Source organism: Caulobacter sp. GW821-FHT09B11, from assembly GCF_059418205.1.
On the sequence record NZ_JBWKPK010000010.1, the window covers coordinates 134,632 to 161,478 of the forward strand.

At 69.8% G+C, this 26,847-nt stretch carries 24 protein-coding genes and 2 pseudogenes; 11 read left to right on the top strand and 15 right to left on the bottom strand.

Annotated features, from left to right (window positions below; genetic code table 11):
• Positions 1-6: 6 nt before the first annotated feature.
• Positions 7-492, bottom strand: coding sequence for a nuclear transport factor 2 family protein (locus AC07N1_RS09975; RefSeq protein WP_494671653.1), 486 nt, complete (start codon positions 490-492; stop codon positions 7-9).
• Between the two features lie 203 nt (positions 493-695).
• Between AC07N1_RS09975 and AC07N1_RS09980 the strand changes: the two genes are divergently transcribed.
• Positions 696-1,187 (top strand): copper-binding protein, encoded by a 492-nt coding sequence (locus AC07N1_RS09980; protein WP_494671654.1) that lies wholly within the window; start codon positions 696-698, stop codon positions 1,185-1,187.
• Between the two features lie 20 nt (positions 1,188-1,207).
• On the opposite strand, the gene AC07N1_RS09985 is transcribed toward AC07N1_RS09980, so the two are convergent.
• The 7 genes and pseudogenes from AC07N1_RS09985 to AC07N1_RS10015 all read right to left on the bottom strand — a co-directional run bounded on the left by AC07N1_RS09985 (position 1,208) and on the right by AC07N1_RS10015 (position 8,926).
• Positions 1,208-1,534, bottom strand: a complete 327-nt coding sequence (locus AC07N1_RS09985) for a hypothetical protein (protein ID WP_494671655.1) — start codon at positions 1,532-1,534, stop codon at positions 1,208-1,210.
• 97 nt (positions 1,535-1,631) lie between these two features.
• Complete coding sequence (locus tag AC07N1_RS09990) at positions 1,632-2,561, bottom strand: lipid A-modifier LpxR family protein (RefSeq protein WP_494671656.1); 930 nt, start codon at positions 2,559-2,561, stop codon at positions 1,632-1,634.
• A 214-nt stretch (positions 2,562-2,775) separates the two neighbouring features.
• Positions 2,776-4,644, bottom strand: coding sequence for a ribonucleoside-diphosphate reductase subunit alpha (locus tag AC07N1_RS09995; RefSeq protein WP_494671657.1), 1,869 nt, complete (start codon positions 4,642-4,644; stop codon positions 2,776-2,778).
• A 427-nt stretch (positions 4,645-5,071) separates the two neighbouring features.
• A pseudogene (locus AC07N1_RS10000) lies at positions 5,072-5,183 on the bottom strand (hypothetical protein); the annotation flags it as partial.
• 102 nt (positions 5,184-5,285) lie between these two features.
• Positions 5,286-6,497 carry an OmpA family protein gene (locus tag AC07N1_RS10005; RefSeq protein WP_494671658.1) on the bottom strand — a complete coding sequence of 404 codons (1,212 nt, stop codon included), beginning with the start codon at positions 6,495-6,497 and terminating at the stop codon, positions 5,286-5,288.
• A 341-nt stretch (positions 6,498-6,838) separates the two neighbouring features.
• On the bottom strand, positions 6,839-8,626 hold the full coding sequence (locus AC07N1_RS10010; protein ID WP_494671659.1) for a cation:proton antiporter domain-containing protein: 1,788 nt from the start codon (positions 8,624-8,626) through the stop codon (positions 6,839-6,841).
• Between the two features lie 24 nt (positions 8,627-8,650).
• Positions 8,651-8,926 (bottom strand): helix-turn-helix transcriptional regulator, encoded by a 276-nt coding sequence (locus AC07N1_RS10015; protein ID WP_494671679.1) that lies wholly within the window; start codon positions 8,924-8,926, stop codon positions 8,651-8,653.
• Between the two features lie 71 nt (positions 8,927-8,997).
• On the opposite strand from AC07N1_RS10015, the gene ybaL reads away from it, so the two are divergent.
• Positions 8,998-10,647: a YbaL family putative K(+) efflux transporter gene (ybaL, locus tag AC07N1_RS10020; protein ID WP_494671660.1), complete on the top strand. Its 1,650-nt coding sequence runs from the start codon at positions 8,998-9,000 to the stop codon at positions 10,645-10,647.
• Positions 10,648-10,854: 207 nt separating this feature from the next.
• Here the strand turns inward: ybaL and AC07N1_RS10025 are convergent, their stop codons facing one another.
• Entirely contained in the window at positions 10,855-11,640 is a 786-nt protein-coding gene (locus tag AC07N1_RS10025) for a TerC family protein (protein ID WP_494671661.1), read from the bottom strand.
• 120 nt (positions 11,641-11,760) lie between these two features.
• Between AC07N1_RS10025 and AC07N1_RS10030 the strand changes: the two genes are divergently transcribed.
• From AC07N1_RS10030 to AC07N1_RS10050, 5 genes are all read left to right on the top strand, one after another.
• Positions 11,761-12,861 (top strand): acyltransferase family protein, encoded by a 1,101-nt coding sequence (locus tag AC07N1_RS10030; protein ID WP_494671662.1) that lies wholly within the window; start codon positions 11,761-11,763, stop codon positions 12,859-12,861.
• A 67-nt stretch (positions 12,862-12,928) separates the two neighbouring features.
• Entirely contained in the window at positions 12,929-13,615 is a 687-nt protein-coding gene (locus tag AC07N1_RS10035; protein WP_494671663.1) for a CHAP domain-containing protein, read from the top strand.
• 74 nt (positions 13,616-13,689) lie between these two features.
• A complete protein-coding gene (locus tag AC07N1_RS10040; protein WP_494671664.1) occupies positions 13,690-14,649 on the top strand; it encodes a magnesium transporter CorA family protein in 960 nt (319 codons plus the stop codon).
• A 79-nt stretch (positions 14,650-14,728) separates the two neighbouring features.
• Complete coding sequence (locus tag AC07N1_RS10045) at positions 14,729-15,970, top strand: pentapeptide repeat-containing protein (protein WP_494671665.1); 1,242 nt, start codon at positions 14,729-14,731, stop codon at positions 15,968-15,970.
• Between the two features lie 245 nt (positions 15,971-16,215).
• Positions 16,216-17,328 carry an SGNH/GDSL hydrolase family protein gene (locus AC07N1_RS10050; protein WP_494671666.1) on the top strand — a complete coding sequence of 371 codons (1,113 nt, stop codon included), beginning with the start codon at positions 16,216-16,218 and terminating at the stop codon, positions 17,326-17,328.
• A gap of 11 nt (positions 17,329-17,339) precedes the next feature.
• On the opposite strand, the pseudogene AC07N1_RS10055 reads toward AC07N1_RS10050, so the two are convergent.
• Positions 17,340-17,478 (bottom strand): annotated as a pseudogene (locus AC07N1_RS10055) (hypothetical protein); the annotation flags it as partial.
• 99 nt (positions 17,479-17,577) lie between these two features.
• On the opposite strand from AC07N1_RS10055, the gene AC07N1_RS10060 reads away from it, so the two are divergent.
• Together AC07N1_RS10060 and AC07N1_RS10065 are read left to right on the top strand one after the other, a co-directional pair.
• Complete coding sequence (locus tag AC07N1_RS10060; RefSeq protein WP_494671667.1) at positions 17,578-19,008, top strand: serine hydrolase; 1,431 nt, start codon at positions 17,578-17,580, stop codon at positions 19,006-19,008.
• A 44-nt stretch (positions 19,009-19,052) separates the two neighbouring features.
• Complete coding sequence (locus tag AC07N1_RS10065) at positions 19,053-19,631, top strand: hypothetical protein (protein ID WP_494671668.1); 579 nt, start codon at positions 19,053-19,055, stop codon at positions 19,629-19,631.
• 226 nt (positions 19,632-19,857) lie between these two features.
• On the opposite strand, the gene AC07N1_RS10070 is transcribed toward AC07N1_RS10065, so the two are convergent.
• Positions 19,858-20,715: a crotonase/enoyl-CoA hydratase family protein gene (locus tag AC07N1_RS10070; protein WP_494671669.1), complete on the bottom strand. Its 858-nt coding sequence runs from the start codon at positions 20,713-20,715 to the stop codon at positions 19,858-19,860.
• Between the two features lie 110 nt (positions 20,716-20,825).
• Between AC07N1_RS10070 and AC07N1_RS10075 the strand changes: the two genes are divergently transcribed.
• Entirely contained in the window at positions 20,826-21,614 is a 789-nt protein-coding gene (locus AC07N1_RS10075) for an SH3 domain-containing protein (protein WP_494671670.1), read from the top strand.
• Between the two features lie 133 nt (positions 21,615-21,747).
• Here AC07N1_RS10075 and AC07N1_RS10080 read toward each other — a convergent pair whose 3' ends face one another.
• Both AC07N1_RS10080 and AC07N1_RS10085 read right to left on the bottom strand, forming a co-directional pair.
• Positions 21,748-22,353: a class I SAM-dependent methyltransferase gene (locus AC07N1_RS10080; RefSeq protein ID WP_494671671.1), complete on the bottom strand. Its 606-nt coding sequence runs from the start codon at positions 22,351-22,353 to the stop codon at positions 21,748-21,750.
• Positions 22,350-22,784: a DUF488 domain-containing protein gene (locus AC07N1_RS10085; RefSeq protein ID WP_494671672.1), complete on the bottom strand. Its 435-nt coding sequence runs from the start codon at positions 22,782-22,784 to the stop codon at positions 22,350-22,352. Before AC07N1_RS10085 ends, AC07N1_RS10080 begins: the two co-directional genes overlap by 4 nt.
• A 75-nt stretch (positions 22,785-22,859) precedes the next feature.
• On the opposite strand from AC07N1_RS10085, the gene AC07N1_RS10090 reads away from it, so the two are divergent.
• Positions 22,860-23,765: an alpha/beta fold hydrolase gene (locus AC07N1_RS10090; protein ID WP_494671673.1), complete on the top strand. Its 906-nt coding sequence runs from the start codon at positions 22,860-22,862 to the stop codon at positions 23,763-23,765.
• Between the two features lie 189 nt (positions 23,766-23,954).
• Here AC07N1_RS10090 and AC07N1_RS10095 read toward each other — a convergent pair whose 3' ends face one another.
• Complete coding sequence (locus AC07N1_RS10095) at positions 23,955-26,069, bottom strand: M13 family metallopeptidase (protein WP_494671674.1); 2,115 nt, start codon at positions 26,067-26,069, stop codon at positions 23,955-23,957.
• A 111-nt stretch (positions 26,070-26,180) separates the two neighbouring features.
• A complete protein-coding gene (locus AC07N1_RS10100) occupies positions 26,181-26,663 on the bottom strand; it encodes a copper chaperone PCu(A)C (protein WP_494671675.1) in 483 nt (160 codons plus the stop codon).
• Positions 26,664-26,847 lie beyond the last annotated feature (184 nt).

Consider the following 26,847-nt stretch of genomic DNA (forward strand, 5'->3'; position numbering starts at 1 on the left):
CTTGCGTCAGGTCGCCGGCTTCTGGGGCTTGGCGTACCAGAGCGCGTTGACGATCACCCAGCGCTCGCCGAAGCGGCCAAGATTGAGGTGGTCGACGAACCAGGGCGTCTCCACCCGCGCCACCGCCACGTTGCCGGCGACGTCCAGCACCCTCACGCTGCGGTTCCAGTCCTGGCGGGGCGTCCGCAGCGCGCCTTGCCGCGTCAGGTCGACCAGTTCGTCGCGGCTCATCCGCCGCAGGCCCAGGGTCTCGTCCGGATCCGGCCGCGAGCGCACCGCGCGCTTGGCCAGGTCCGGATGCAGGACGCGGGCGACGCGGGCCGGATCGCCCTCCAGCTGGCCGTCCACATAGTCGTAGGCCGCCGCCTCGATCGCCTTCACGGCCGCCGGGTCGAACGCCTGCGGCGCGGCGCTGCTCGTCAGGGCGGCGGGATCGGCCGGGGGCGGAACCGAGCCGTCGAGGGCGATCGCCGCGAACAGGGCTGCGAGCATGGAAGTCTCCGGGGTCGAGAGGGGGTCGCTGAACCTGAGGATGTTCCACTCGAGATTTGCCCGCAAAAAGGCGCATCGAGGCGCGCGCGAACAATCTTCGCCATGCGCAGACCCGCCTGCATTGCAGGACGGAAACCGAACGCAGTCGTCCGGCAGCACAAGGCCGCTAGGCAGGAGCCGAACTCAACCTTTCCCGTCCGGTCATGCGCAAGCTCATCCTTCCCGCCCTCGCCGTCGTCCTGCTCGCTTCGGCGGCCCACGCCCAGCCGCCCGGCGGCGGACGCGGCGGCGGCGGTCCGCCCCCAGGAGGCCCGGGGAGCGGCGGACCGGGCGGCGGCGGACCGGGCGGGGTCAAGCAGACCGACCTGGACAAGGTGGTGATCACCGGCGTGGTGACGGCCGTCGATCCGGCCGCCGATCGGGTGACGATCGCCTATGCGGCCTCGGAGCCGCTGAACTGGCCGGCGGGGACCATGCCCTTCGCCACGGTCAAGCCGGGCATGCTGGGCGGGGTGATGGTGGGCCAGAAGGTGCGCTTCACCCTCAGCAATCACCGCATCGCGGCGTTCCTGCCGGAGGGTCCGCCGCCGGAAGGCGGTCCGGGCCCCGGCGGTCCGCCCCCTGGCGGCCCTGACGGCAAGCCGGGCGGCCCGCCTCCGGGCGACGGCTCGGACCGTCCGCCGCCGCCGCGCTGACGCGCGGCAGGGGGCTTTCTTCAGCCGGCCTTCTTGAGGTGGCGGGCGCGCAGCTTTTCGACGCGCGGCGGGTCGGCGCGGAAATCGGCGGCCAGGCCCAGGCGGGCGTTGCACGACGGGCAGCGCACGTGATCCTCGTCGGCCAGTTCGGCCGGCGGGTCGAAGCGGGTGCCGCAGGGCTTGCACTTCCAGTCGCCGACCTGCGGCGGAGGCGGAGGCGCGGCCGGTTCGGGCGTCACCACCCGGGCCGTCTTCTGCAGGCGCTCGAGCGGCGGCGGGCCGCCGGGCGCGGCGACGCCGCTCTTCAGGCTCAGGATTTTGCGGCGCGGGGGCTCGCTATCGCTCATGACGCTCGACGACTTTACGGAAGGATGGTCGCTAGCTGCATGATCGCGGCCGGAAACTCAAGGGTTCGCACGCCTGAGGAGGCACGGGAAGCCGTCCTCACCACTCCGGCTTGAGGCTGAACGACAGGGCCACGACCGAATCTTCCTGCGAGGCCATGCCCATGATCTGGTCCTTGGCCTTGATCTCGCGGCGGATGTAGCCGACCGAGGCCTGCATGGCCCCGCGGCGCCAGCCGACCCCGGCCTGGGCGTCGCCGATCAGCTTGCTGGTGGTGTCGGCGGTGATGCCTGCCCGGCTCCAGTCGCCGTCCTGGCCGCGCAGCAGGTTCATGCCGACCAGCTGGCCGCTGGCCCCGGCGAACAGGTACCAGCGCCCGCGGTCGCCGAAGGCTTCGCGGCCGTCGCGCACGCCCAGGCCGTCGATGACCCGGTCCTCGACGCTCTTGTCCTTCTTGCCGATCCGCACCATGCCCCCGACCTCGGCCGAGCCGCCGGCGCCGCCGAAGCCGACGCCCGCATGGGGGGTGAAGTCGACGGCCAGCTTGCCGGCCCCGAACTTGGCCGCCGCCGGCCAGCCGCGCGAGACGCTGACGTCGACGGTGGCGGCGTCGAAATTGGCCGCGCCCGGACGCACCAGGCTGAGCGGCGCGCTCTGGGCCAGGCGCGAGGAGCTGGCCACCGAGACCCGCACCGAGTCCACGGCATGGCCGTTGTCGCCGACCACGAAGCTGCCCGAGCGCCAGCTGACCGGCCCGCGCTCTTCGTAATAGCGGTCGGCGTCCAGCAGGTTGGCGTCGCCGTAGAGGCCGGCGGGCGAAACGGCGAAGCCCTCGCCTTCCGCCTCGGCGGCGCGCTCGTCGACGGGACGGGCGACGAAGGCGGCGGCCGAAGGCTGGGCCGAGCCGCGACGCGAAAGATCCAGTTTCTGCAGGGCGGGGCTGAGGGCCTGCGCGGACGCCGGCGCAGCCGCCTTGGCGCGCTTGCCCTTGCGAACGGCAGCGTCAGCGTGCGCACCGGCGAGCGCCATTACAGCGCCGCAGCACGTCGCGATCGTTGCGTAAACGATACGCATTGCGGATTCCCCAATCCCAATCTCGCCCACCGTATCCGGCATTTCGGATACGTCCACCGGGAAAACCCGGCGTTCGGTGAACAGTTCGAGACTGTATTGGTTCCGCGCAGAAAAACAGCGGCGCGAGGTGTCGCGCCGCTGTGGTGAATCGTCGCTTAGCCAGTCTTTGTTACTGGCAGGCGAGGCACTCTTCGTAGTCGGTCTTTTCCGCGACGTCGAAGCCCTCGGAGACGCCCTCGACCTTGCCGTCGGCGCCGGCGTAGGCCGCGCGCTGAACCGACTTGGAGCGCAGGTAGTAGAGGCTCTTCACGCCGCGTTCCCAGGCCTGCCAGTGCAGCATGTGCAGGTCCCACTTGTCGACGTCGCCGGGCAGGAAGATGTTCACCGACTGGCTCTGGCAGATTTCCGGCGTGCGGTCGGCGGCCAGCTCGACCACCCAGCGCTGGTCCAGTTCGAAGGCGGTCTTGTAGACGTCCTTCTCGTCCTGGCTCAGGAACTCCAGGTGCTGGACCGAGCCTTCGTTCTCCAGGATCGAGCCCCACACCAGGTCGGTGTTCTGGCCCTTCTCCTCGAGCAGCTTCTCCAGATAGGGGTTCTTCACCGCGAACGAGCCCGACAGGGTCTTGTGGGTGTAGATGTTGGCCGGGATCGGCTCGATGCCGGCGCTGGTGCCGCCGCAGATGATCGAGATCGAGGCGGTCGGGGCGATGGCCAGCTTGTGCGAGAAGCGCTCGACCGAGCCGCGGTCGGCGGCGTCCGGGCACGGGCCCTTCTCTTCGCCCAGGGCGATCGAGGCCTTGTCGGCTTCGCGGCGCAGGTGCTTGAACATCCGCATGTTCCAGCTCTTGGCCAGGGCGCTTTCGAACGGCACGTTCTGGCTTTGCAGGAACGAGTGGAAGCCCATCAACCCGAGGCCCACCGAACGCTCGCGCATGGCGGCGTAGGCGGCCGTCGAGGCCGCGTCAGGGGCGCGGTCGATGAAGTCCTGCAGGACGTTGTCGAGGAAGCGCATGACGTCCTCGATGAAGGTCGGGTGGTCGCGCCACTCCAGGAACGTCTCGGCGTTGACGCTCGACAGGCAGCAGACCGCGGTGCGCTCCTTGCCCAGGTGGTCGGTGCCGGTGTGCAGCATGATCTCGCTGCACAGGTTCGACTGGCGCACCTTCAGGCCGAGCTCCCGCTGGAACGACGGCATGGCGCGGTTCACGGTGTCGGAGAAGATCAGGTAGGGCTCGCCGGTCTGCATGCGCAGGTCCAGGATCTTCTGCCACAGGCCGCGGGCCTCGACTTCGCGCAGCACTTCGCCGGTCTTGGGCGAGCGCAGGCCGAACTTCAGGCCGTCGCGCACGGCGTGCATGAATTCGTCGGTGATCGAGATGCCGTGGTGCAGGTTCAGGGACTTGCGGTTGAAGTCGCCCGAGGCCTTGCGGATCTCCAGGAACTCTTCGATTTCCGGGTGGTGGATGTCGAGATAGACGGCGGCCGAGCCGCGGCGCAGGCTGCCTTGCGAGATCGCCAGGGTCAGGCTGTCCATCACGCGGATGAAGGGGATGATGCCCGAGGTCTGGCCCTGGCCCTTGACCTTCTCGCCGATCGACCGGACGCCGCCCCAGTAGGTGCCGATGCCGCCGCCGTTGGCCGCCAGCCAGACGTTCTCGTTCCAGACGCCCAGGATGCCGTCGAGGCTGTCGTTGACGGCGTTGAGGAAGCAGCTGATCGGCAGGCCGCGATCGGCGCCGCCGTTGCTGAGCACCGGGGTGGCCGGCATGAACCACAGGCGGCTCATGTAGTCGTAGACACGCTGGGCGTGGTCGGCGTCGTCGGCGAAGGCCGTCGAGACGCGCGCGAACATGTCCTGGTAGGACTCGCCCGGCAGCAGGTAGCGGTCTTCAAGCGTGGTCTTGCCGAAATCGGTCAGCAGGGCGTCGCGCGAACGGTCGACCTCGACCTTGCGCACCAGCGCCAGGGCCGGACGTTCCTTGAAGGCCGACGCAGGGCGCGCGGCAGCTTGAATCTTGGTCGCTTCACCAGCGGTCATGTGCAGAACCCGTCCATTTACCATGCGCTTGCGAGAAGCCGTCCGCTTCCAGCGAAGCCGCTAGATATAGTGGGCGTTGCGCCCCCAGAGCCCATATATGGGGCCACAGACCCCGCCTCTTCGTCAACGGGTCGGAACGCTTCCGAGGCGAGTTTTTCGTTAACAAGCTGTGAACGCCTGGAGGTTCCCCGTGCGTATCAAGGGGTTGCCCACATGAGAATTTTTCGGCGCGGCGAAGCGCCGCAGCAGCGTTAACGAAGCTCCGCGACCGGAGGGGTCGGCCAACCGACGATTCCGGATTCTTCGGAAGGGTTCGGATCAAAAAAGAGCGGGGATATTTGGGAGGCCGAGGGGCGAAGGAGCCCGATATTGATGCGGCCACCGTGTCCCCAGCCATACGAGGTCCGCCGCCTACTCCTCCCTCGCTTCAGCGGGGGAGGAGGCGCGCTGCGGATACGCAGCGTGACGGAGGGGGCGACGGCCGGCAATGAGCCCAGTCTCGCCCCCTCCACCGCTTCGCGGTCCCCCTCCCCCGTTTCGCTTCGCTACTCGGGGGAGGATCAAAAAGCAAAAGGCCCCGGAGTTTCCTCCGGGGCCTTCGCATTTCGTCGGGAAGCGTGAGCTTCCGTCCGGTCTCGATCTTAGAAGTTGATCGAGATGGTCGAACGGCGGTTCAGCGGTTCCTTCACGCCGTCGCCGGTGGCGACGGCCGGAGCGGTTTCACCCTTCCAGTCGACCGCCAGGGTCGATTGGGCGACGCCCAGACCAACCAGCGCATCGGCCACGGCCTTCGCACGACGCTCCGACAGGCGGGCGTTGTACTTCGGCGAGCCCGAGGTGTCGGTGTGACCGACGACCACCAGCTTGGTGGCCTTGCCGTCGTTGGCGTACTTCGCGGCTTCCGAAACCACCGACTGGGCTTCCGGCGTCAGCACGTACTGATCGAACGGGAAGTAGACGATGAATTCGCGCGCTTCGAACGCCGGCGGAGGCGGCGGGGGAGGCGGCGGGGGCGGAGGCGGCGGAGGCGGGGGGGGAGGCGGCGGCGGGGGCGGCGGGGGCGGCGGCGGGGGCGGCGGAGCCGCGAACGAGTACCGCAGGCCGACCGTCACCGACTGGTCCTTGTACTGACCTTCGAACGTGCCCGGCTGCAGAGCGGCCGAACCCTTCGACTGCCAGCTGTGGTCGTCCGTCGCGAAGTAGCGATAGGTCAGGTCGACGTTCAGCTTGTCGGTGGCCTTCCACGACATGCCGGCGATGCCCTGCCAGGCGATGGCGATGTCATCGTCATCGACGGTCAGGTTCTGGATCGCCGGGTTGGCGGTCGTGATGGCGCCCGAGGTGCCGCTGAACTGGCCCAGGGTCTGGACGTCCAGGCGGTTCACGCCGAGACCGGCGCCCAGGAACGGGTTGAACTTGGCGCCCGGAGCGAAGTCGTACAGGACGTTGAACATCAGCGACCACGACTCGAGCGAGCCGTCCGGCGAACCGCAGGTCGGGTTCGCGGTCGTGCGGGTCACGCCCGGGGTGCAGAGGCCGCGCGGCTGTTGACGAACCGGGTTGCCGCGGACGCTTTCGAGGTCGCCCGGACGATAGCCGCCTTCGAGTTCAGCGCGCCAGTTCGGGGTGAACTGGTAGCCCAGACGCACGAAGCCGGCCCAATCGGACTCGGTTTTCCAGGTCCAGTGATAGTGAGCGCCGTCCGGAGCGTTGCCGTCCGACTCGGTGTTGGTGGGGCTCGGCCAGTGGTAGCCGAGGTCGACCGCGCCGTACCAGCCGGTCTCTTGGGCCGAAGCGCCCGACGCGGCGAACACCGCGGCCAGGGCGGCTCCCGCCAGGAGTTTGAGTTTCATATCAAGAGCCCTCTATTGCCCTGCACGGCCCAACGGCCGAGCATCGTTATACCAAGGCGCACGTTCCGCGAAAGTGTCGGCTCGGCAACACCGTCCAAAGTTTCACCGAGGCGGAAAGCCCCCCGCGACACCTCACGGTCGCCTTGTTAATCCCCTCCGCCGAATCTGACGGCAGGGGTTTCCCGAAGGCGCCCGTTCCCCCCTCGGTTCGCACGCAAAGCGCGTGCGCGCAAGGCCTTCCGTAGCGTCGCGCAGGTTCTGACGGCGGAAAAATGGCCGTAATGGCCAAGTTTTCCACATGGTGTCCGGCTACCTGCGACCTAGATGGGCGCAGGCGGGCCTCACCCGGCGTCGCGCAGCCGCTTGCGTTTGCCGCCCAGGGCGTCCGGACGATTGAGCACCTTGCGGTATTCGTCGCGGCGCTCGTGGATCGAGGCGATGACCAGGCCCATGGGCACGCCGATATCGACCAGCACCGCCTCGGACAGCTGCAGCGAGGCCTCGATGGTCTCGGGCACGGCGTCGGTGGCGCCCAGCTCGTAGAGCCGCGCGGCGTGGCGGGCGTCGCGGGCGCGGGCGACGATGGTCAGGTCCGGGCGATGCCCCCGGGCGGCGGCGACCACCGCCTCGGCGGCCTCGGGCGCGTCCATGGTCACCACCACCGCGCGAGCATGGTCGAGGCCGCAGCGCTCGAGCAGCTCCACCCGGGCCGCATCGCCGAAATAGACGCGGTGGCCGGCGCGGCGGCCCTGCTGCACCAGGCCCGGGTCGCGATCGATGGCGATCCACGGCAGGTCGTGGCGGTCGAGCATGTCGCCGACCAGCCGCCCCACCCGGCCAAAGCCCACCACCAGCACCCGGCCCTTGGGCTCTTCGGTCGACAGGTCCACCGCCTCGGGGGCGTCAGGCGCCTCGCTGGTCTCGGCCGGCGTCTTGCGCCCCAGCCGCGCGCCGATCCCGGTCAGGGCCGGGATCAGGAACATGGTCAGGGTGGCGGCCACCAGCACGGCCTGGCCGACGGCGGGGCTGACCACCTCGGCGTCCATGGCGTTGGCCAAGAGCACGAAGGCGAACTCGCCGCCGGCCGCCAGGGCAAGAGCGCTCTCGGCCGAGGCGCGGTTGGACAGGCCGAACAGCTTGCCCAGGCCGAACACCATGGCCGCCTTCACCACCACCAGGCCGACGGCCGTGCCCAGCACCAGGACCGGCGAGGCGACCAGCAGCGACAGGTCCAGGCGAATGCCCAGCGACACGAAGAACAGCGACAGCAGCAGGCCCTTGAAGGGCTCGATCTTGACCTCGACCTCGTGGCGATACTCGGTCTCGGCCAGCAGCACGCCGGCGACGAAGGCGCCCAGGGCCATCGACAGGCCCGACAGCGCGCTGACCAGGCCCGCCCCGATGATCACCAGCAGGCAGGCGGCCATGAACATCTCTTCGCTCTTGGCCTTGGCGACCGAGCGCATCATCGGCCGCAGGGCCAGGCGGCCGACCAGCACGATCGCGCCAAGACCCAGGGCAGCCGGCAGCAGGGCCAAGAGGCCGCGGGCGTCGAACTCGCCGTGGCCTCGACCCAGGATCGCCAGGGTTATCAGGATCGGCGCCACCGCCAGGTCCTGGAACAGCAGCACCGAGAAGGTCGCCCGCCCCCCTTCGGCGTGCAGCCGCTTGCGCTCGGCCAGCACCGGCACGGCGATGGCGGTCGACGACAGGGTCAGGGCCGAGCCGATGGCCAGGGCCGCCACCGGCGACTGCCCCAGCAGCATGGCCACCGCGCCCATGGCCAGCGAGCAGCCCACCACCTGGGCCGCGCCCAGGCCGAAGACGTATTTGCGCAGGAGCCGCAGGCGCTCCCACGACAGCTCCAGCCCGATCATGAACAGCAGGAAGACGACGCCGAACTCGGCCAGCTGGCCGATCTCGTCGGGATTGTCGACGGTGACGTAGTCGAGCCACGGGGCGATGCCGATCAGCCGGCCCAGGCCGAACGGCCCCAGGATCACGCCGGCCAGCAGGAAGCCCAGGATGGGGTTGATCTTCAGGCGCTTGAACAGCGGCGCGACGATCCCGGCCGTGGCCAGGAACAGGACCAGATCCTTGTAGTCAGCCGGTGAAACCTCGTGGTTCAAGCGCCCTGCCCTCCTTGGTCGATCCTAATCAGTCGCCGCCTTCAGCCGCACGCCGGGTCCCCACGCGCTCGCTTCGGGCTCGCCACCCTCGGCCGCCGCGATCAGCACGGCCCCGCCCTCTTCCAGAGCGTCGATGAGAAGCCGCTCGGTGCTATGGTGCAAGGCGTGGCGTTCGGTCTCGAAGTCCTTGACCGTGCTGCGCGACACGCCCGCCTTGTCCGCGAGCTCGCCTTGCGACCAGTTGAGCAGGCCACGGGCGCCCCGGCATTGGGCCGGAAGGAGAATTTTTGCGTGAGGCATCTGGAAACTCGCGGGCTTGTCACCCATATTGGTTGAGTACGCCCGAAAAAGATGACCGTCAAGGAGGCTTCATGCACCACACCTCGCTGATCGCAACCATCGTCGCGGGGCTGGGCCTGGCCTTCGTCTTCGGCGCGCTCGCCAATCGGTTGAAGCTTCCCGTGCTGGTCGGCTACCTGCTGGCGGGCGTCATCGTCGGCCCCTTCACCCCGGGCTATGTCGCCGACCAGGAACTGGCCCCGCAGCTGGCCGAGATCGGCGTCATCCTGCTGATGTTCGGGGTCGGGCTGCACTTCTCGGTCAAGGACCTGATGGCGGTGCGCAAGATCGCCATTCCCGGCGCCGTCGTGCAGATCCTCGCCGCCACCGTCATGGGCGTCGGCTTGGCCGTCGCGCTGGGCTGGGGCTGGGGCGCGGGCGTGGTGTTCGGCCTGGCCCTGTCGGTCGCCTCGACCGTGGTGCTGCTGCGCGCCCTGCAGGAGCGCCGGCTGATCGAGACCGACCGGGGACGCATCGCCGTCGGCTGGCTGATCGTCGAGGACCTGGCCATGGTGCTGGCCCTCGTCCTGCTGCCGGCGCTGTCGGGCGTGATGGGCGGAACCCCGCCAGCCAACGCCTCGGGCGGCCTGCTCATGGCCTTCGCCATCACCATCGGCAAGGTCGTGGCCTTCGTCGCCTTCATGCTGATCGTCGGCCGCCGGGTCATCCCCTGGATCCTGCACCGCATCGCCCACACCGGCTCGCGCGAGCTGTTCCGCCTGGCGGTGCTGGCCATCTGCCTGGGCGTGGCCTTCGGCTCGGCCGCGCTGTTCGGCGTGTCGTTCGCCCTGGGGGCTTTCTTCGCCGGCATGATCATGGCCGAGAGCGAGCTGTCGCATCAGGCCGCCAACGAGACCCTGCCCCTGCGCGACGCCTTCGCGGTGCTGTTCTTCGTGTCGATCGGCATGCTGTTCGACCCGATGGTGCTGCTGCGCGAGCCGCTGGCGGTGCTGGCCACCGTGCTGATCATCGTGGTGGGCAAGTCGCTGGTCGCCTACGCCCTGGTGCTGGCCTTCAAGCGCCCGCAGAGCGTGGCCCTGACCATTTCGGCGAGCCTGGCGCAGATCGGCGAGTTCTCGTTCATCCTGGCGGGTCTTGGCGTGTCGCTGAAGCTGCTGCCGGCCGAAGGCCGCGACCTGATCCTGGCCGGCGCCATCCTGTCGATCCTGATCAACCCGCTGCTGTTCGCCTGGCTGGACAAGGCCATGGTCAAGGTCAGCGTCAAGGAGGCGGTCGAGCCGGTGGCCGCCGCGGCCCAGCCGCACGCGGTGCTGGTCGGCTACGGCCGGGTCGGCAAGGCCGTCGCCGAAGGCCTGAAGAACCGCACGCCGCTGGTCGTCATCGAGGACGAGGGCGACCGCGCCATCGAACTGCGCGAGGCCGGCTTCGAGGTGGTGCAGGGCAACGCCGTGCGCCCCGAGGTGTTGATGCAGGCGGGCCTGGACAAGGCCACCCACGTCTTCGTGGCGGTGCCCAGCCCCTTCGAGGCGGCGCGGATCATCGAGCAGGCCCGCGCGGCCAACCCCGACGCCCGCATCGTCGCCCGCGCCTACACCGACGCCGATGTCGACCTGCTGACCCAGATGGGCGCCACCGACGCCCTGATCGGCGAGCAGGAGATCGCCCGGGGGATGCTGCAGCGGGCCCCGAGGCGCCAGCCGCCGCCGGCGACGGCGCACTGAGTTCAGCGACGACCAAAAAGAAACGCCGCGACAGCCCAGGGCCGTCGCGGCGTTTTCATTTCTCCTCCCCCGCCTGCGGGGGAGGGGGACCGCGAAGCGGTGGAGGGGGCGGCGGCGCGCGCGGCGCTTTGTCACTCGCCCCCTCCGTCACGCTGCGTATCCGCAGCGCGCCACCTCCCCCGCTAAAGCGAGGGAGGAGCAGGTCCGCTACTTCCCCTTCTTACTCGCCGACCTGCGCGAGAGCATGTTCAGGCCCTCGACGCCGGCCGAGAAGGCCATGGCGGTGTAGATGTAGCCCTTGGGCACGTGCACCCCGAAGCCCTCGGCGATCAGCACGGTGCCGATCATCAGCAGGAAGCCCAGGGCCAGCATCACCACGGTCGGGTTGTTGTTGATGAAGTTGCCCAGCGGGTCGGCGGCCAGCAGCATCACGGTCACGGCGGCCACGACGGCGATGACCATGATCGCCAGGTGCTCGGTCATGCCGACGGCGGTCAGGATCGAGTCGATCGAGAACACCAGGTCCAGCAGGATGATCTGGAAGATCGCCGCGCCGACGTTGGAGATGGCCGCGCCGGTCTTGTCGAGTACGTCGTGGCTTTGCTCCTTGGGATCGACCGTGTGGTGGATCTCCTTGGTGGCCTTCCAGATCAGGAACAGGCCGCCGGCGATCAGGATCAGGTCGCGCCAGGAGAAGGCCGTCTCGAAGGCCGGCTCGCCGTGGCTGCCGACGGGGCCGACGATGCCGAGGTCGAAGACCGGGGCGGTCAGGCCGACGATGAAGGCGATGGTCGACAGCAGCACCAGGCGCATGATCAGCGCCAGGGAGATGCCGATGCGGCGCACGCGCTGGCGATGCTCGGGCGGGAGCTTGTTCGACAGGATCGAGATGAAGACCAGGTTGTCGATGCCGAGCACGACTTCCATGACCACCAGGGTGACGAGGGCCGCCCAGGCGGCCGGGTCTGCGGCGAGGTGAAGGAGTTCGTTCATGGGTCCTGGCTAGGCTGTGGACAGGTTGATCACGCCCCAGCCCGCCGCGAGCCCCGCCGCGGCCGCCAAAAACGGCGGTCGGCGAAATGCGGCGAAACTTGGGACTTGGATAGAGCAGATATGACCGACGCCGCCCATATCAAGCCCCTGACCGCGCTTCGCTTCTTCGCCGCCTTCTGGGTGGTGATGTATCACTACTGGCCAAACCTCGCCGTCACGGGCGCGGTTCCAGGCGTGGTGGCCAAGGGCTATCTGGGCGTCGAGGCCTTCTTCGTGCTCTCGGGCTTCATCCTCTGCCACGTCTATCTGACGGCTTTCGGCGAGGGCCGGTTCGGCTATGGCGGCTTCCTGTGGAACCGGCTGGCGCGGGTCTATCCGCTGCACCTGTTCACGATGGCCGGCGTCGGGCTGATGGCGCTCGCCGCCGGGATCGCCGGCATCGCGGTCGACAAGAACATGCTGGCCTGGGACGCCCTGCCGGCCAATCTGCTGATGGTCCAGGCCTGGGGCTTCGCGCCGGTGTCGGGCTGGAACCACCCCTCGTGGTCGATCTCGGCCGAGTGGTTCGCCTATCTCAGCTTCCCCGCCTTCGCCTTCGTGGCCTGGAAGCTGCGCGAGCGGCCGCTGGTGCTGCTGGGCGCGGCCCTGGCGGTGATCGCCGCGCTCTATCCGGCCTTCGAAAAGCTGGCCGGCTTCCCGCTGACCGAGGCGACGATCCGCTGGGGCGCCCTGCGCATCGTGCCGTGCTTCTTCTACGGCTGCGCGCTCTACACCCTGTGGAAGAACCAGACGCTCAGCCTGCGCGGAGCGGGAATCGGCGCCGGCGTGGCGGGCGTGCTTCTGCTCGCTACAGTGCAGGTTCAGGCGCCAGATGCGTTGATCGTGGCCATTTTGGGCGGTTTTATTCTATCGCTGGCGCGCCTGGCCAAGGCTGGTTCGAGCTTCGCCACCCAAAGCATCTTCGTGTATCTGGGCGAGATCAGCTACTCGACCTACATGATCTGCATTCCGTGGAAGATCCTGGCGGTCAACGGAGCAGCCAAGCTCTTGAATATCGAGGGCGAAAAACTGCCGCTGGTCGTCTGGACGTTAATCGTCGCAGCCTTGATTCCGTTGTCGGCGGGCTCGTACCATCTGGTGGAAAAGCCGGCCCGGGACTTCATGAAGTCTTTGGCCAAGCGACGCAGTGGCGCCGCCACAACCGTCACTGTGGCTCAATAAACACTCTTTTCATATTTTTCCCCCAGGGTTATCGACTTACCCAGTGACGCGGGGGAGTACCCACAGCATGACGAAACGGAAGAGAGCCCTCTGGGGTTCCCTGGCCGCTGCGGCCATGGTCAGCCTCGCGCCGATCTCGAGCGCCGTGGCCGACGGGTACTGGCAGTGCGTGCCTTTCGCCCGCCTGATGTCGGGCATCCAGATCTTCGGCGACGCCCGCACCTGGTGGGGCCAGGCGGTCGGCAAGTACGACGTCGGCTTCACGCCGAAGGCCGGCGCCGTCCTCTGCTTCAAGCCCACCGCCCGCATGAACCTCGGCCACGTGGCCTTCGTTTCGCAGGTTCTGACCGACCGGGTGATCCAGGTCACCCACGCCAACTGGTCCGTCATGAACGGCGCCCGCGGCCAGGTCGAACAGGACGTCACCGTCGTCGACGTGTCGGCGGCCGGCGACTGGAGCCAGGTCAAGGTCTGGTACGACCCGATCCGCGACCTGGGCACCACGGTCTATCCGACCCACGGCTTCATCTACCAGAACCAGCAGGCGGTCACGATCGCCGCCGCCACCAGCAAGCTGGCGCTCGCCCAGAACGCCGCCGTGTCGCTGGCCAAACAGGCCGCCAACCAGGTCGCCTCGTCGGTCCGCGCCAACCCGCTGGACATGATCAACCAGGCCGCCGACTCGACCGACCGCATCGCCGCCCTGATCGCCGCCGCCCAAGGCGAAGACAAGCCCGCTCAGCAACAGCGCTGATCCCGACCAGCGTGGCGCGTTGACGCCATGCTCCGCCTGGGCCACACCCGCAGGGTGAAGGTCCGGGTCGATCCATGCTGAGAGTTCTACGACAAGGCGCCCCGGGCTTCGAGCCGGGCGGCCATACGCCCGACTGGCGTCTGCCGTCCGACGCCGTGTGGATCGAGCTCGTGGACCCCACCCGCGCCGAGGAAGTGGCCGTCGAGCAGTCGATCGGCCTGCTGCTGCCCACCCGCGAGGAGATGGCCGAGATCGAGGCCTCCTCGCGCCTCTACCAGGAGGACGGCGGCACCTTCATGACCGCCACCATCCTGGTCAACGCCGAGGGCGAGCTGCCCACGGCCGCCCCGGTGACCTTCGTGCTGACGGGCGACAAGCTGGTGACCATCCGCTACGTCGAGCCGCGCGCCTTCTCGGTGTTCACCGCCCAGGCCGAGCGCCAGCCCAGCCTGTGCCCCGGCGGCCCGCAGACCTTCCTTGGCCTGCTCGACGCCGTCATCGACCGCACCGCCGACATCCTCGAGCGCACCGCCAGCGAGGTCGAGACCCAGTCGCGGATGATCTTCGGCCGCCCGCGCGGCGCGGCCTTCGAGAAGATCCTCGAACGCCTGGGCCGGGCCCAGATCGTCAACGCCAAGGCCCGCGACAGCCTGGTGAGCCTCGCCCGCCTGCTCAGCTTCGCCAGCCTGGCCGACCAGTTCGAGGGCGACCGCGAACTGCGCGACCACCTCAAATCGCTGCAGCGCGACGTGACCTCGATCACCGACCATTCCAGCTACCTGTCGGGCAACATCACCTTCCTGCTCGACGCGGCGCTCGGCTTCATCAACATCGAGCAGAACCAGATCTTCAAGATCTTCTCGGTGTTCTCGGCCGTGTTCCTGCCGCCGACCCTGATCGCGGGGATCTACGGCATGAACTTCGAGCACATGCCCGAACTGCGCTGGATGGAAGGCTATCCCTGGGCGCTGGGCCTGATGCTGGCGGCGGCGGTGATTCCCCTGCTGTGGTTCCGTCGAAAAGGTTGGCTGTGATTTGTTTCACAGCCGAAAAACAAACCGTTCCTTAAATGGAGCGGCGTCATAAGTTGCGGGAACCCTTGATAAAAAGCCTATGTCGCCCCTTCCCGCCGCCGCTCCGCAAAGCCTGATCCGCAGGCCCCAGGCCGCCGCCGTCAAGGCCGCGGTCGAGGCGCACGGCCGCTACCTGAAGGGCCTGCCGGCCGGTCGCCGCGCGTCCCTGGCCTATATCGACCTCTCGCACTTCGAACTCGACGGCGTCGACCTGTCGGAAGCCGACCTGACCGGCGCCCTGCTGGCCGGGGCCTCGCTGCGCGGCGCCGTTCTCGACCGCGCCGTGCTCTACGGCGCCGACCTGCGCGACGCCGACCTGCGCGGCGCCCGCCTGACCCGGGTGGACATGCGCGGGGCCTATCTGCGCGGCGCCAACCTGTCGGGCGCCGACCTGTCGGGCTGCGACCTGCGCGAGGGCCTGACCGCCGTGCAGGACGGGGCCGAGGGCTTCCGCCTGCTGCGCCATTCCGAAGACGGCGCCGGCCTCGACTACGCCCTGCTGAAGGGCGCCAGCCTCAACGGGGCCCAGATGTCGGGCGCCTTCGCCCGCGCCGCCGACCTCACCGACGCCGACCTGTCGGGGGCCACCCTGTCGGGCGCCCGGCTGAACAACGCCGCCATGAACCGGGTCGACCTGACCGGGGCCGAGATCTTCGGCGCCGACCTCTCTGGCGCCCTGCTGCGGCGGGCGGTGATGACCGGGGTCGACGTCTCCGGCGCCAATCTCGAGGACGCCGACATGGCCGGGGTGCTGCGCGCCCCGCCGCCGCTGATCTATGTCGACGACCAGCCGCTGCACGACCTGCTCGACGAGCACGAGCGCTTCTGCGCCAGCGGCGGCGCCCAGGGCCGGGCGATCTCGATCCCGCAGGTCGACTTCCGCCCCCTGCGCCGGCTCAAGGGCCGCAAGCTGAGCGGCCTGGCCGCGCCCGGCGCGATCTTCTTCGGCATGGACCTGGAGGGCGTCGAGCTGCAGGGCGCCAACCTCGTCGGGGCCGACCTGCGCGGGGCCAAGCTGAAGGGCGCCGACCTGCGCGGCGCGCGACTGACCGACGCCGACCTCGCCCGCGCCGACCTGACGGGCGCCAAGCTGGGCCCGCTGGTGATCGGCGAGGGCCGCGCCCTGCGCACCGACCTGACCCGCGCCATCCTGCGCGCCGCCAACCTCACCGGCGCCGTGGCCGTCCGCGCCCGCCTGATCGACGCCGACCTCGCCCGCGCCACCCTCGCCGGCTGCGACCTGCGCGGCGCCGAACTGCCGGAAGGCTTTACGGCCAAGTGACCCTTCTCCCCTTGCGGGAGAAGGTGGCGGCCGAAGGCCGACGGATGAGGGGTCTCTCAGACACGAGACGCCTCGCCCGACCTGGCCGCCGCACGCGGTTTCAAGTTCTGAGAGACCCCTCACCCGACCTCGCTCCGCGAGGCCACCCTCTCCCGCAAGGGGAGAGGGTTCTCGAATACCTTTTCCGTCTTTCCTTATTCCTGCCGCCCGCTAAACCCGGTCTCCGCACAAGACGGGAGGGCGCGATGGGTTTTCGAGGGCTTCTGACGGCCGTGGCTCTGGCCGCCTTGGCGACCACCGCGTGGGCGACCACCGCCGCCGCGCAATCGCGCCTGGCCCTGGTCCCCGAGACCGCCGCCCTGACGCCCCTGCCCGCCCTGGCCGGCGGCCGCGTCGCGGCGGGTCCCGACGGCTGGACCTACCAGTGGCCGAGCGTCCATTTCGAAGCCGCCTTCGAGGGCCAGGCCGTGCTGATCAAGGTCGGCGCCGGCGACCAGATCCTGCACCTGTCCATCGACGGCGTTCCGGCCGGACGACTGGTCAAGCCCGCCCCCGGTCTCTATCGCCTCGACGGCCTACCTCCCGGCCGCCACCTGGTGCGCGCCGCCGTGGTCGGCGAGATGCAGGCCGGCCCCGCCCGCTTCGGCGGCTTCTTCCTTGAGAGCGGCAAGCCCCTGCCGCTGACCGCGCCCCGCCGCCAGATCGAGTTCATCGGCGACTCCCACAGCGTCGGCTACGGCGACGCCTCCGACAAGCGCGCCTGCACGAGCGACGAGGTGTGGAGCACCACCGACAATTCCATCGCCTTCGGCCCGCTGACCGCCGCCCGCTTCGGGGCCGACCATCAGGTCAACGCCATCTCGGGCCGCGGGATCGTGCGCAACTACGGCGGCATGCCGGGCGACACCCTGCCGCTGGCCTGGCCCAAGGTGCTGCTGGGCGCGGCTCCCGCCTACGCCAACGCCGACTGGGCGCCGCAGGTGGTGGTGATCAATCTCGGCACCAACGACTTCTCCACGCCCCTTAAGGCCGGCGAGCCGTGGAAGGACCGCCAGGCCCTGCGCGACGACTATGTCGTGACCTACGCCCGCTTCGCCCAGACGATCCGCGCCCGCCAGCCCCAGGCCTTCCTGATCCTGCTGGCCCCGCCCAGCGCCGAGAACGAGATCGCCGCCCAGGTCGACCGGGTGGCCGAACGCCTGAAGGCCGACGGCGAGACCCGCCTGGCCGTCATCCCCGTCGGCGAGATGGAACTGACCGCCTGCGACTGGCACCCCTCGGCCCGGGATCAACAGGGGATCTCGGCGCGCGTGTCGGGCTTCCTCGACCAGCGGCCGGAGATCTGGCTGGGGCGGTAGACCTTCTTAACGCCCGTCATTCCCGCCCTTGTGGCGGGAACCCCTGGTTCCGCTCGCAGGTGAGGCGCAAGCGGACTGCTCAGCAGTCCGCCCCTCCTGCCCTTGCGGCTGACAGAGGGGTTCCCGCCACAAGGGCGGGAATGACGGGATGGAAGGGGACGCCGCGCAGCCTCCCCATGACCAAAACTTAACTGGGCTCCCTCCCCCGCGCCTGATCCTCTGCGCCCCGCAACGCGAGGGGATCTCGACATGAGCTGGAAGCCGCTGATCTGCGCCGCCGCCCTGCTGGCGCCGGCGATCGCCGTGGCCGCTCCGGCCGCCGATCCCGCCGCCAATCCCGCCGTCAGGGCCGACGCCGTCGTCCGCCGGGCCATGGCCGAGCGGCATATCCCCGGCCTGCAGGTCGTGGTGGTCAAGGACGGCCAGATCGTCCTCTCCCGCGCCTACGGCGTCGCCGACCTGGCCGCCAAGACGCCGGTCACCGCGCAGACCACCTTCCCCATCAACTCGATCACCAAGGCCTTCACCGGCGTGGCGGCGATGCGCGAGGTCGAGGCCGGGCGGCTGGACCTGGACAAGCCGATCGGCGCCTATGTGCCCGATCTCCCCGAGACCTGGCGCGGGATCGCCGTGCGCCGGCTGCTCAGCCACACCTCGGGCCTGCCCGACTTCGTGCCCCGCCAGAAGGACGGCGCGGTTTCGGAGGCCGACGCCTGGACGGAGGCCCTGGCCGCGCCGGTGCTGTTTCCGCCCGGCGAGCGCTTCCACTACTGCCAGACGAACTACGCCCTGGTGCAGATGGCGATCGACCGCCTGCACGGACGGCCGGTCTCCGAGCCGCTGGGCGGCGAGCAGTTCGCCCTGGCCGGCATGACCCGCTCGCGCTACGGCGACAGCCTGGACCCCGGCCCGGGGCGCACCGTCTCCTACGGCTACAAGCGCGAGACCCCCGACCAGCCGGCCGTGCGGCGCGAGGTGTTCTCGCCCCTGGCCCGCGCCGCCGCTGGCCTCGACAGCACCGGCGAGGACATGGGCCGCTGGATGATCGCCCTGATGGACGGCCGCCTGCTGGGCCAGACGGCCAAGGCGACGATGTGGACGCCGGCGCCCTATACCGACGGCAAGCCGGGCCAGTGGGGCCTGGGCTGGCTGGTGCTGAAGCGCCCCGATCGCCTGGTCGTGGGCATGACCGGCGGCAGCCGCAACGCCGTCTATCTCTATCCCGACGACAAGGTCGGGGTGGCGATCCTCAGCAACCTGGCAGGCTCGACGCCGGAAGACCTGATCGACGAGATCGCCCAGGGCTTCGTCCCCGGCATGACCCTGACCGGCGTCGCCGCCCTGCGCGCCGAGCTGGCCGCCGCGCCGCCGCAGCAGGCCGACGCCGTCGTCGCCCGCCTGCGCCGCGATCCGGCCTTCAAGCCCGACGAGCACGAACTGAACGACTGGGGCTACCGCCTGCTGGCCTTCGGCAAGGCCCCGACCGCCCTGGTCGTGCTGAAGCTGACCGCCGAGCTCTACCCGCAGAGCGGCAACGCCCAGGACAGCCTGGCCGACGCCTACGAGGCCAACGGCGACAAGGCCGCCGCCATCGTTCACTACCGCCGATCGCTGGCCCTGGACCCCGGCAACACCAACGCCGTCAATCGCCTGAAGACGCTGGAAGCGGCCGGAAGCTGAACCGGGCTTGACCGGGAGGGGCGGCGGCGACACAACCTGAGATCATGAAGACCCGCACGCTCGTCGCCATCCTCGCCACGACCGCCGCCCTCGTCGGCGGCGCCACCCTGGCCGTTTCGGCCGCCCGCGCGCCGGTCGCTCCGCCGGACCTGCACAGCGAACTGGCGGCCTTCCGCGACGTCTGCATCGCGCCCGCCTCGCACGGCGAGATCCTGCGCAAGGCCCGCACCACCGGCTGGACCGCGCTGGAGGGCGAGGCGGTGCCGGCCCTGCTGCTCGGCAGGGGCGCGGCCCGCCTGCAGGAGGTCCGCCAGGGCGAGATCGCCGGCCGGCCCGCGCTGATCTACGTCGCCGACCTCGGCGGCACGTCGGAGTGCCGCGTCTATTTCCAGCCCGCCGATCCGGCCGCCACGGTCGAGCGGCTGAAAGGCGAGGTCGTGCTCGGCTCGCCCCTGGGCGCGCCCGACTTCGACGACACGCTGAACTATCCGGAAGGCTGGAAGGCGATCGGCTGGCACCGCAGCGTCGCCGACGGCTGGCGCGCCGTGCACTACAGCTTCGACCCCGACGGCCAGGGCCCCAACGCCGGCTGGCAGGCGATCGAGATCACCCGGAAGATTTAGGGCGACCTACCTCTCGCGCCGAACGGCCACGGCGTCGAGAGCATCGCCGCTCCAACTGTAAGGGCTTGTCGGCGACATGCTCCTCCCCCGCAAAGCGGGGGAGGTGGCGCGCTGCGGATACGCAGCGTGACGGAGGGGGCGACCGCCGGCGCAGCGCCCAGTCTCGCCCCCTCCACCGGCTTCGCCGGTCCCCCTCCCCCGTTTCACGGGGGAGGAGAAAGCGGCCCTAAATCCCCGCCTTGATCGGCGCGAGGTCGGGATAGACCGGCTCGCGCTTGCCGGCCTTGGCGGCGAAGGCCTCGGCCATATGCGGACCGGCCAGCATGCCCGACTGCCAGACGGCGAGGTAATCCAGCGTGTCCGACACCGAGTGGTCGCGGGCGTAGTTGATGATCACCTTGCTGCCGGTCACCGCCAGCGGAGTCTTCGACGCGATCTCGCGGGCCGTCTCCAGGGCGTGGGCGACCACCGCCTCGTGGCTGTCGAACACGGCGTTGACGAGGCCCAGCTCGAGGGCCTTGGCCGCCGGCAGCTTGCGGCCGGTATAGGCCAGCTCCTTGACCCAGCCCTCGGGGATCAGCTTGCACAGGCGCGGGAAGGTGCCGACGTCGGCGGTCATGCCGATGTTGATCTCCTGGATCACGAAATAGGCGTCGCTCGTGGCGTAGCGGATGTCGCAGGCGGTGGCGAAGTCGACCGCGCCGCCGATGCAACCGCCCTGGATGGCCATGATCACCGGCATCCGCGCCCGCTCCAGGCACGAGAAGGTCTCCTGCAGACCCTTCACCTTGTGGCGGAAGGCCTCGGCCGCGACGTGGCGATCGACGGGCTCGCCGCCGGTGACGCCTTCGTCGGCGAACACCGACAGGTCCATGCCGGCGCTGAAGTGCTTGCCGGTCGAGGAGATGACGATCGCCCGCACCCCGCCTCGCCGGTCCAGGTCGTTCACGATCGAGGGCAGTTCGCGCCAGAACGAACGCGTCATGGAGTTGAAGCTTTCCGCCCTTATCAGCTTCAGGTGGGCGACGCCGGCCTCGATCTCTACTGTGAAGCAGCTATAGTCGGACGGTGTTTCATTACCCATCGTCGCCTCCCTTATCATTGTTCACCTGAACGATAGCACGGGCGACGGCGGCGACGTCAAATCCGGCGGACCGGTCCCCCGAAGCGTCCGCCTCGCAAGGAGCAGAAATCATGCGCAAGCCTTTCGCCGCCGCATTGTCGATCGGCGCCGTCCTGGCCTCGGGTCTGGCGGCCCCGCTGCCCGCCCTGGCTCAGAGCAAGCCGCTGGGCGGCCTGTTCTCGTGCGAGGGCACCGGCGGCAAGCAGGAAGGCGGCGCCCTGATCGGGGCCGGGGTCGGCGCCCTGGTCGGCAGCAAGATCTCCAAGAACGAGAAGACCCTCGGCGCCCTGGTCGGCGCGGCCGCCGGCGCGGCGGCGGGCTCCTATATCGGCTGCCGCATGCAGTCGACCGACACCGCCCGCGCCCAGGCCGCCACCAAGAAGGCGCTGGAGACCGGCCAAACCCAGGTGTGGAACAACCCGCGCACCGGCGCCTCGGGCCGCATCGACGTGGTCTCGTCCAGCTACGGCCCGCCCGTCGCCGGCGACTCGCTGCGCTTCGAGCGCAACATCCAGCAGCTGGCCAGCTACGACGCCGTCGGCGCCGACTACACCGCCCGCTCGAACGCCAACCTGCGCAGCGGTCCGTCGACCAGCGGAACCGTGGTCGGCAAGCTGTCGGCCGGCGAGCGGGTCGAGATCCTGGGCGCCGTCCCGGGCTCCAACTGGCTGCTGGTGGGCCGCAACGGCTACGGCACGGGCTATGTCTCGGCCTCTCTGCTGACCACCGGCAACTACGGCCCGCCGCCCTCGTGCCGCACCATCGCCGCCTCGGTCGCCACCAGCGGCCAGCGCCCGACCACCGAGCGCTACAGCGCCTGCAAGGACGGCCGCGGCGAGTGGCAACTGACGCAGGTCTGATGAACTAGCTCCTCCCCCGCAAAGCGGGGGAGGGGGACCGGCGAAGCCGGTGGAGGGGGCGGCGGCGCGCACAGCGCTCTGTCCCGCGCCCCCTCCGTCACGGCGCTGATAGCGCCGCGCCACCTCCCCCGTTTCACGGGGGAGGAGCAGGCGCCTCGAAACACACCCACGTCCAGGTCACGCCCGCCGCCTGGTTGCCGGCCTGCACCGACGCCGCCTCGGCGCGGTGGACCAGCCGCAGGCCCGCGCCCTCCGCCAGCGCGATCGTCTGCGCCACGTCGATCGGCCACACCGGCCGCGACGGCGCGCCGGGGCCGTGGCGCAGCGACATCACCAGCACCCCGCCAGCCGTCAGCAGGCCCGCCAGCCGCGGCATGGCGACCGCCCGCGCGGCCTCGTCCAGGTGCTGCCAGACCCCGCTCAGCAGCAGGCGATCGAACGGCCCAGCAAGTCGCGCCAGCTCCGGCAACCGATCGTCGATCCACGCCAAGTCGGGCCGCAGCAGCCTTCCCGCCTCGCTCAGAGCGGCCACGGGCTCGACCGCGACCACCGCGTGGCCCAGCCCCGCCAGCCAGGCCGCGTCGCGCCCGGTGCCCGCCCCGATGTCGGCGATCCGCGCGGGCGTCGTCGGAATGAAGCCGGCCACCGGGGCGTAGAGCCCCGCCGGGTCGATGGTCTCGAACCGCTCGACCAGGTCCGCCCCGTCGGCCTCGTAGCCGGCCAGCACCGCCTCGGTCACAGGTCGACGACCTCGCACTTCAGGCTGGCGCGGATACGGTCGGCGACCAGGCGGCGGTGGCAGCAGGCCGGGTCGTCCTCGTAGCACAGCAGGGCGATGCGCCTTTCGCCGGCCAGCTGCGTGGCCTGGGCCAGGGCCACCTGGGCCTTGGGCTCCTCCAGGTGGGCCAGGAAGATCTCGTGCATCTCGCCCACTCGCCCGGCGCGGGCGGCGTCGCGGCCGGCCTTGGGCGTGCCCAGCGGCTGCAGGTGCAGGTAGCCGATGCCCTCGGCCGACAGGCTGTTTCCCAGCAGGGTCTTGGAGAAGCCGGCCTTGCGCGACGAGGCCACGGCCCGCACGTCGACCACCAGCTCGACCTGGGCGGCTTTCAGGCGCCCGATCATCCCGGCCTGGGTGTCGGTCTCGTAGCCGATCGTGGCGAGCGGATTCATCGCGGCTCCATTGGACGGCGAGACTGCCCGTCCCTACCTTAAGGCCCAAGTCGACGAAGAAGGAACCTCGGGCCTATGGACGCCGCCGTCTTTCGCGAACCCAAGCGGCGCCTGATCGCCATCGACAGCCCGGCCGGCGGCGGCGAGATGGCGGCGCTGGACTTCGGCCCGCCCAGCCGCGCCGTCGACGTCGTCTTCGTGCACGCCAACGGCTTCAACGCCCAGACCTACCGCACGCTGCTGGCTCCGCTGTCGGCGGGCCTGCGGGTGCTGGCGGTCGACCAGCGCGGCCACGGCGACAGCCGGCTGAAGGCCGATCCGGAGGGCCGCCGCTCGTGGCTCGACCTGCGCGATGACCTGCTGGCCCTGCTCCAGGCCCTGGACCAGGCGCCTGTGGTGCTGGCCGGCCATTCGATGGGCGCGACCGTCAGCCTGCTGGCCGCCGCCCAGGCCCCGGGCAAGGTCTCCAGCCTCGTCCTGCTCGATCCCGTCGTCATGCCGCGCATGCTGGCCCTCTACGCCCAGGCCCCGTGGACCTCGGGACGGCTGTGGAAGCGCCTGCCGATCGCCCAGGCCGCCACCCGCCGGCGCGAGGTGTTCGACAGCCGCGAGGCCGCCTTTAACGCCTATCGCGGCCGCGGCGCCTTCAAGTCCTGGCCCGAGGCGATGCTGGCCGACTATGTCGGCGGCGGGTTCAGGGACCGGCCCGACGGCAAGGTCGAACTGGCCTGCACGCCGGCCTGGGAAGCCTCCAACTACGCCGCCCAGGGCCACGATCCCTGGCGCGCGGTGGCCGGTTTCCGCGGCCCGGTGCGGATCCTGAAGGCCGAGCGCGGCTCGACCTGCGCCACCGGCGACGGCGTCGCCTTTTCCCGGCGCGGCAAGGCCGTGCGCATCGAGACCATCCCCGGCGCCAGCCACTTCCTGCCGATGGAGCGCCCCGACCTGGTGCGCGAGGCGATCTTCGAGGCGGCGACTTAAGCCCAAAGAAAAACCCCGAGCGGTGAGGCCCGGGGTCGTTCTTCAAGATCCTCCCCCTCTGGGGGAGGTGGCGCGAAGCGCCGGAGGGGGGACGTTTTCAGCTGCCGCCGGATTGGCCGATTTCCCAGCCACTCCCCTCTCCGTCCGCTTCGCGGACACCTCTCCCACAGGGAGAGGGTCTCTTTCACATCACCAGATCTTCACGCGCTCTTCCGGCGCGATGTAGAGCTTGTCGCCCGGCTGGACGTCGTAGGCCTTGTACCAGCCCGGCTGGTTCCGGATCGTGCCGTTGACGCGGTAGTAGGCCGGCGAGTGCGGGTCGCTGGCGATCTGCTGCTTGAGCGCGTCGTCGCGGCTCTTCTGGCGCCACACCTGGGCCCAGCCGAGATAGACCCGCTGGTCGCCGGTGAAGCCGTCCAGAACCGGGGCGTCCTTGCCGTGCAGCGAGGCGTGGTAGGCGTCCAGGCCGAAGGACAGGCCGCCCATGTCGCCGATGTTCTCGCCCATGGTCAGGTCGCCGTTGACGTGCACGCCCGGGAAGGGCTCGAACGCCGAGTACTGCTTGCCCAGCTTGGTCTTCTGGATCTCGAACTTGGCGGCGTCTTCCGCCGTCCACCAGTCGCGCAGCACGCCGTCGCCGTCGGACTTGCGGCCCTGGTCGTCGAAGCCGTGGCCGATCTCGTGGCCGATCACCCCGCCGATGCCGCCGTAGTTGACGGCCGGGTCGGCGTCCGGATGGAAGAACGGCGCCTGCAGGATGGCGGCCGGGAACACGATCTCGTTGTTGACCGAGTTGTAGTAGGCGTTGACCGTCTGCGGGGTCATGCCCCACTCGGTCTTGTCGACCGGCTGGTTCAGGCGCTCGACGTCATGGCGCCATTCGAAGGCGTTGGCGCGCAGGCTGTTGCCGTAGGCGTCGCCCTCGCGGATCTCCAGCTTGGAATAGTCGCGCCACTTGTCGGGATAGCCGATCTTGACGGTGAACTTGGCCAGCTTGTCCAGCGCCCGTTCCTTGGTCTCCGGGCCCATCCAGTCGAGGTTCTCGATCCGGGCCTTCAGGGCCGTGCGCAGGTTGCCGACCAGATCGACCATCTTGGCCTTGGAGTCCGGCGGGAAGTATTCGGCCACATAGACCTTGCCGACGCTCTCGCCGAGCATGTCGTTGACCTGGGCGACGCCGCGCTTCCAGCGGGGCTTCTGCTCGGGCTGGCCGGCCAGGGTCTTGTTGCGGAACGCGAAGCTGGCGTCGACGAAGCGCTTGGACAGCAGCGGCGCGGCGCCGTCGACGACCTTGAACGTCTGCCAGGCCTTCAGGGTCTCCAGCGGGGTTTCGGCATAGATCTTGGCGAACTTCGGGAAGGCCGTGTCGGTGGTCACCACCACGCGATTGATCTTCGGCAGTTCGGTGCCGACCAGGAAGCGGTTCCAGTCGTAGCCGGGGGTCAGGGCCTGCAGCTCGCCCCAGGTCTTGGGATTGTAGGTCTTGTCGCGGTTGCGGCGTTCGACGCGCGTCCAGCTGGCCTCGGCCAGCCGCGTCTCGAAGGCGACCACGGCCTTGGCGCTCTCGGTCGCGTTTCCCCAGCCGACGGAGGTCAGCATCTTGGCGACATAGAGCTCGTAGGCGGCCTTCTTGTCGGCGAACTTGGCGTCGAGATAGTAGTCGCGGTCGGGCAGCGACAAGCCGCCCGGGCCGGCGTAGACCGCGTAGCGGGTCGGGTTCTTGGCGTCGGTCGAGACATAGAGGCCCAGGATCGACGAGAAGCCCGTGGTCGCGCTCTTGCCCATCAGGGCGGTGAAGTCGGCCTTGGTCCTGATCTCCCGGACCTGCTTCAGCTCGCCGGCGATCGGCGCGACGTCCAGGGCGTTGATGCGGGCCTCGTCCATGAAGGCCTTGTAGGCGGCGCCGACCTTGACGCTGTCGGCGTCGGTGGTCTTGCCGGCGGCGGCGCCCTCGATGATGGCGCGGGTGCGGGCTTCAGACAGCTCGGCCAGCTTGTCGAAATTGCCGTAGCGGGTGCGGTCCGACGGGATGGTCGTGACCTCGTCCCACTTGCCGTTGGCGTACTTGTAGAAGTCGTCGCCCGGCTTCACCGCGGTGTCCATGCCCGAGAGGTCGAAGCCCCACTGGCCGTAGCGCGGCGACTCCAGCGAGACCTCGCCGCCGCCGGCGTCGGAGCCCTGAGCGAACAGCGACTGCACGGTGCAGGCGTCGTCGATGCAGGCGTGCTCCTCATGGGCCTGGGCGGCGTAGGCGGACATCGAAAGGGCGACCGCCGCGGCGGCGCCGAACCAAGCTTTTTTCATCGAAAGGCAGATCCGTTGGAAAACCCGCGGCAATCTGCGCCGGACGCTGAAATTTCCTGCCTTAAAATTCTGTCATGTTTGCCGGAAACCGGGCCGGCGCCCTTTGCCTGGTCAGTGACGGTGCGGCGGGGCGGGCGGGGCCGCAACCATCGGTCGCGGCGCGTTGCGCTGGATCGCCAGACGGGCTTCGACGCGGCGACCGTCGTCGAAGATCAGGGTCAGCGGCAGGCGCCCGCCGGGGGTCAGTTCCGCCCGCAGCCCCATCAGCATGAAGTGCCGGCCGCCGGGACCGAAGACGAGCTTGCCGCCGGCCGGGATCACCACGCCTTCGCCCATGCCCTGCATCGAGGCGACGCCGCCCTGCATCCGGGTCTGGTGGATCATCACCTCGCGGGCCGACGGGCTCTCGGCGCGGACCAGAGTCACCGGCTGCTCGCCGGTGTTGACCAGGACCATGTAGCCGGCCCCGTTCATCCCGGCCGGCGCCGGCCGCGCCCAGGCCTCGCGCACCGACACCGGCGCGCCGCGCGGGGCGGCGGTCGCGACGACGGGGGCGATGGCCAGGAGGGCGAGGAACGGGGCGAAGCGGCGCATGGGCGGGGTTTCCATGAAGGGCGGCAGACGCTTACGCCGCCCCGGCGCGCGGGGCGAGCAACCGAAAGTTGGATCTTGAAGCGCCGCCTCGTGCTCCTCCCCCGAGAAACGGGGGAGGTGGCGCGCTGCGGATACGCAGCGTGACGGAGGGGGCGAGTTCAAGCTCGGCGCCCAGTCTCGGGGG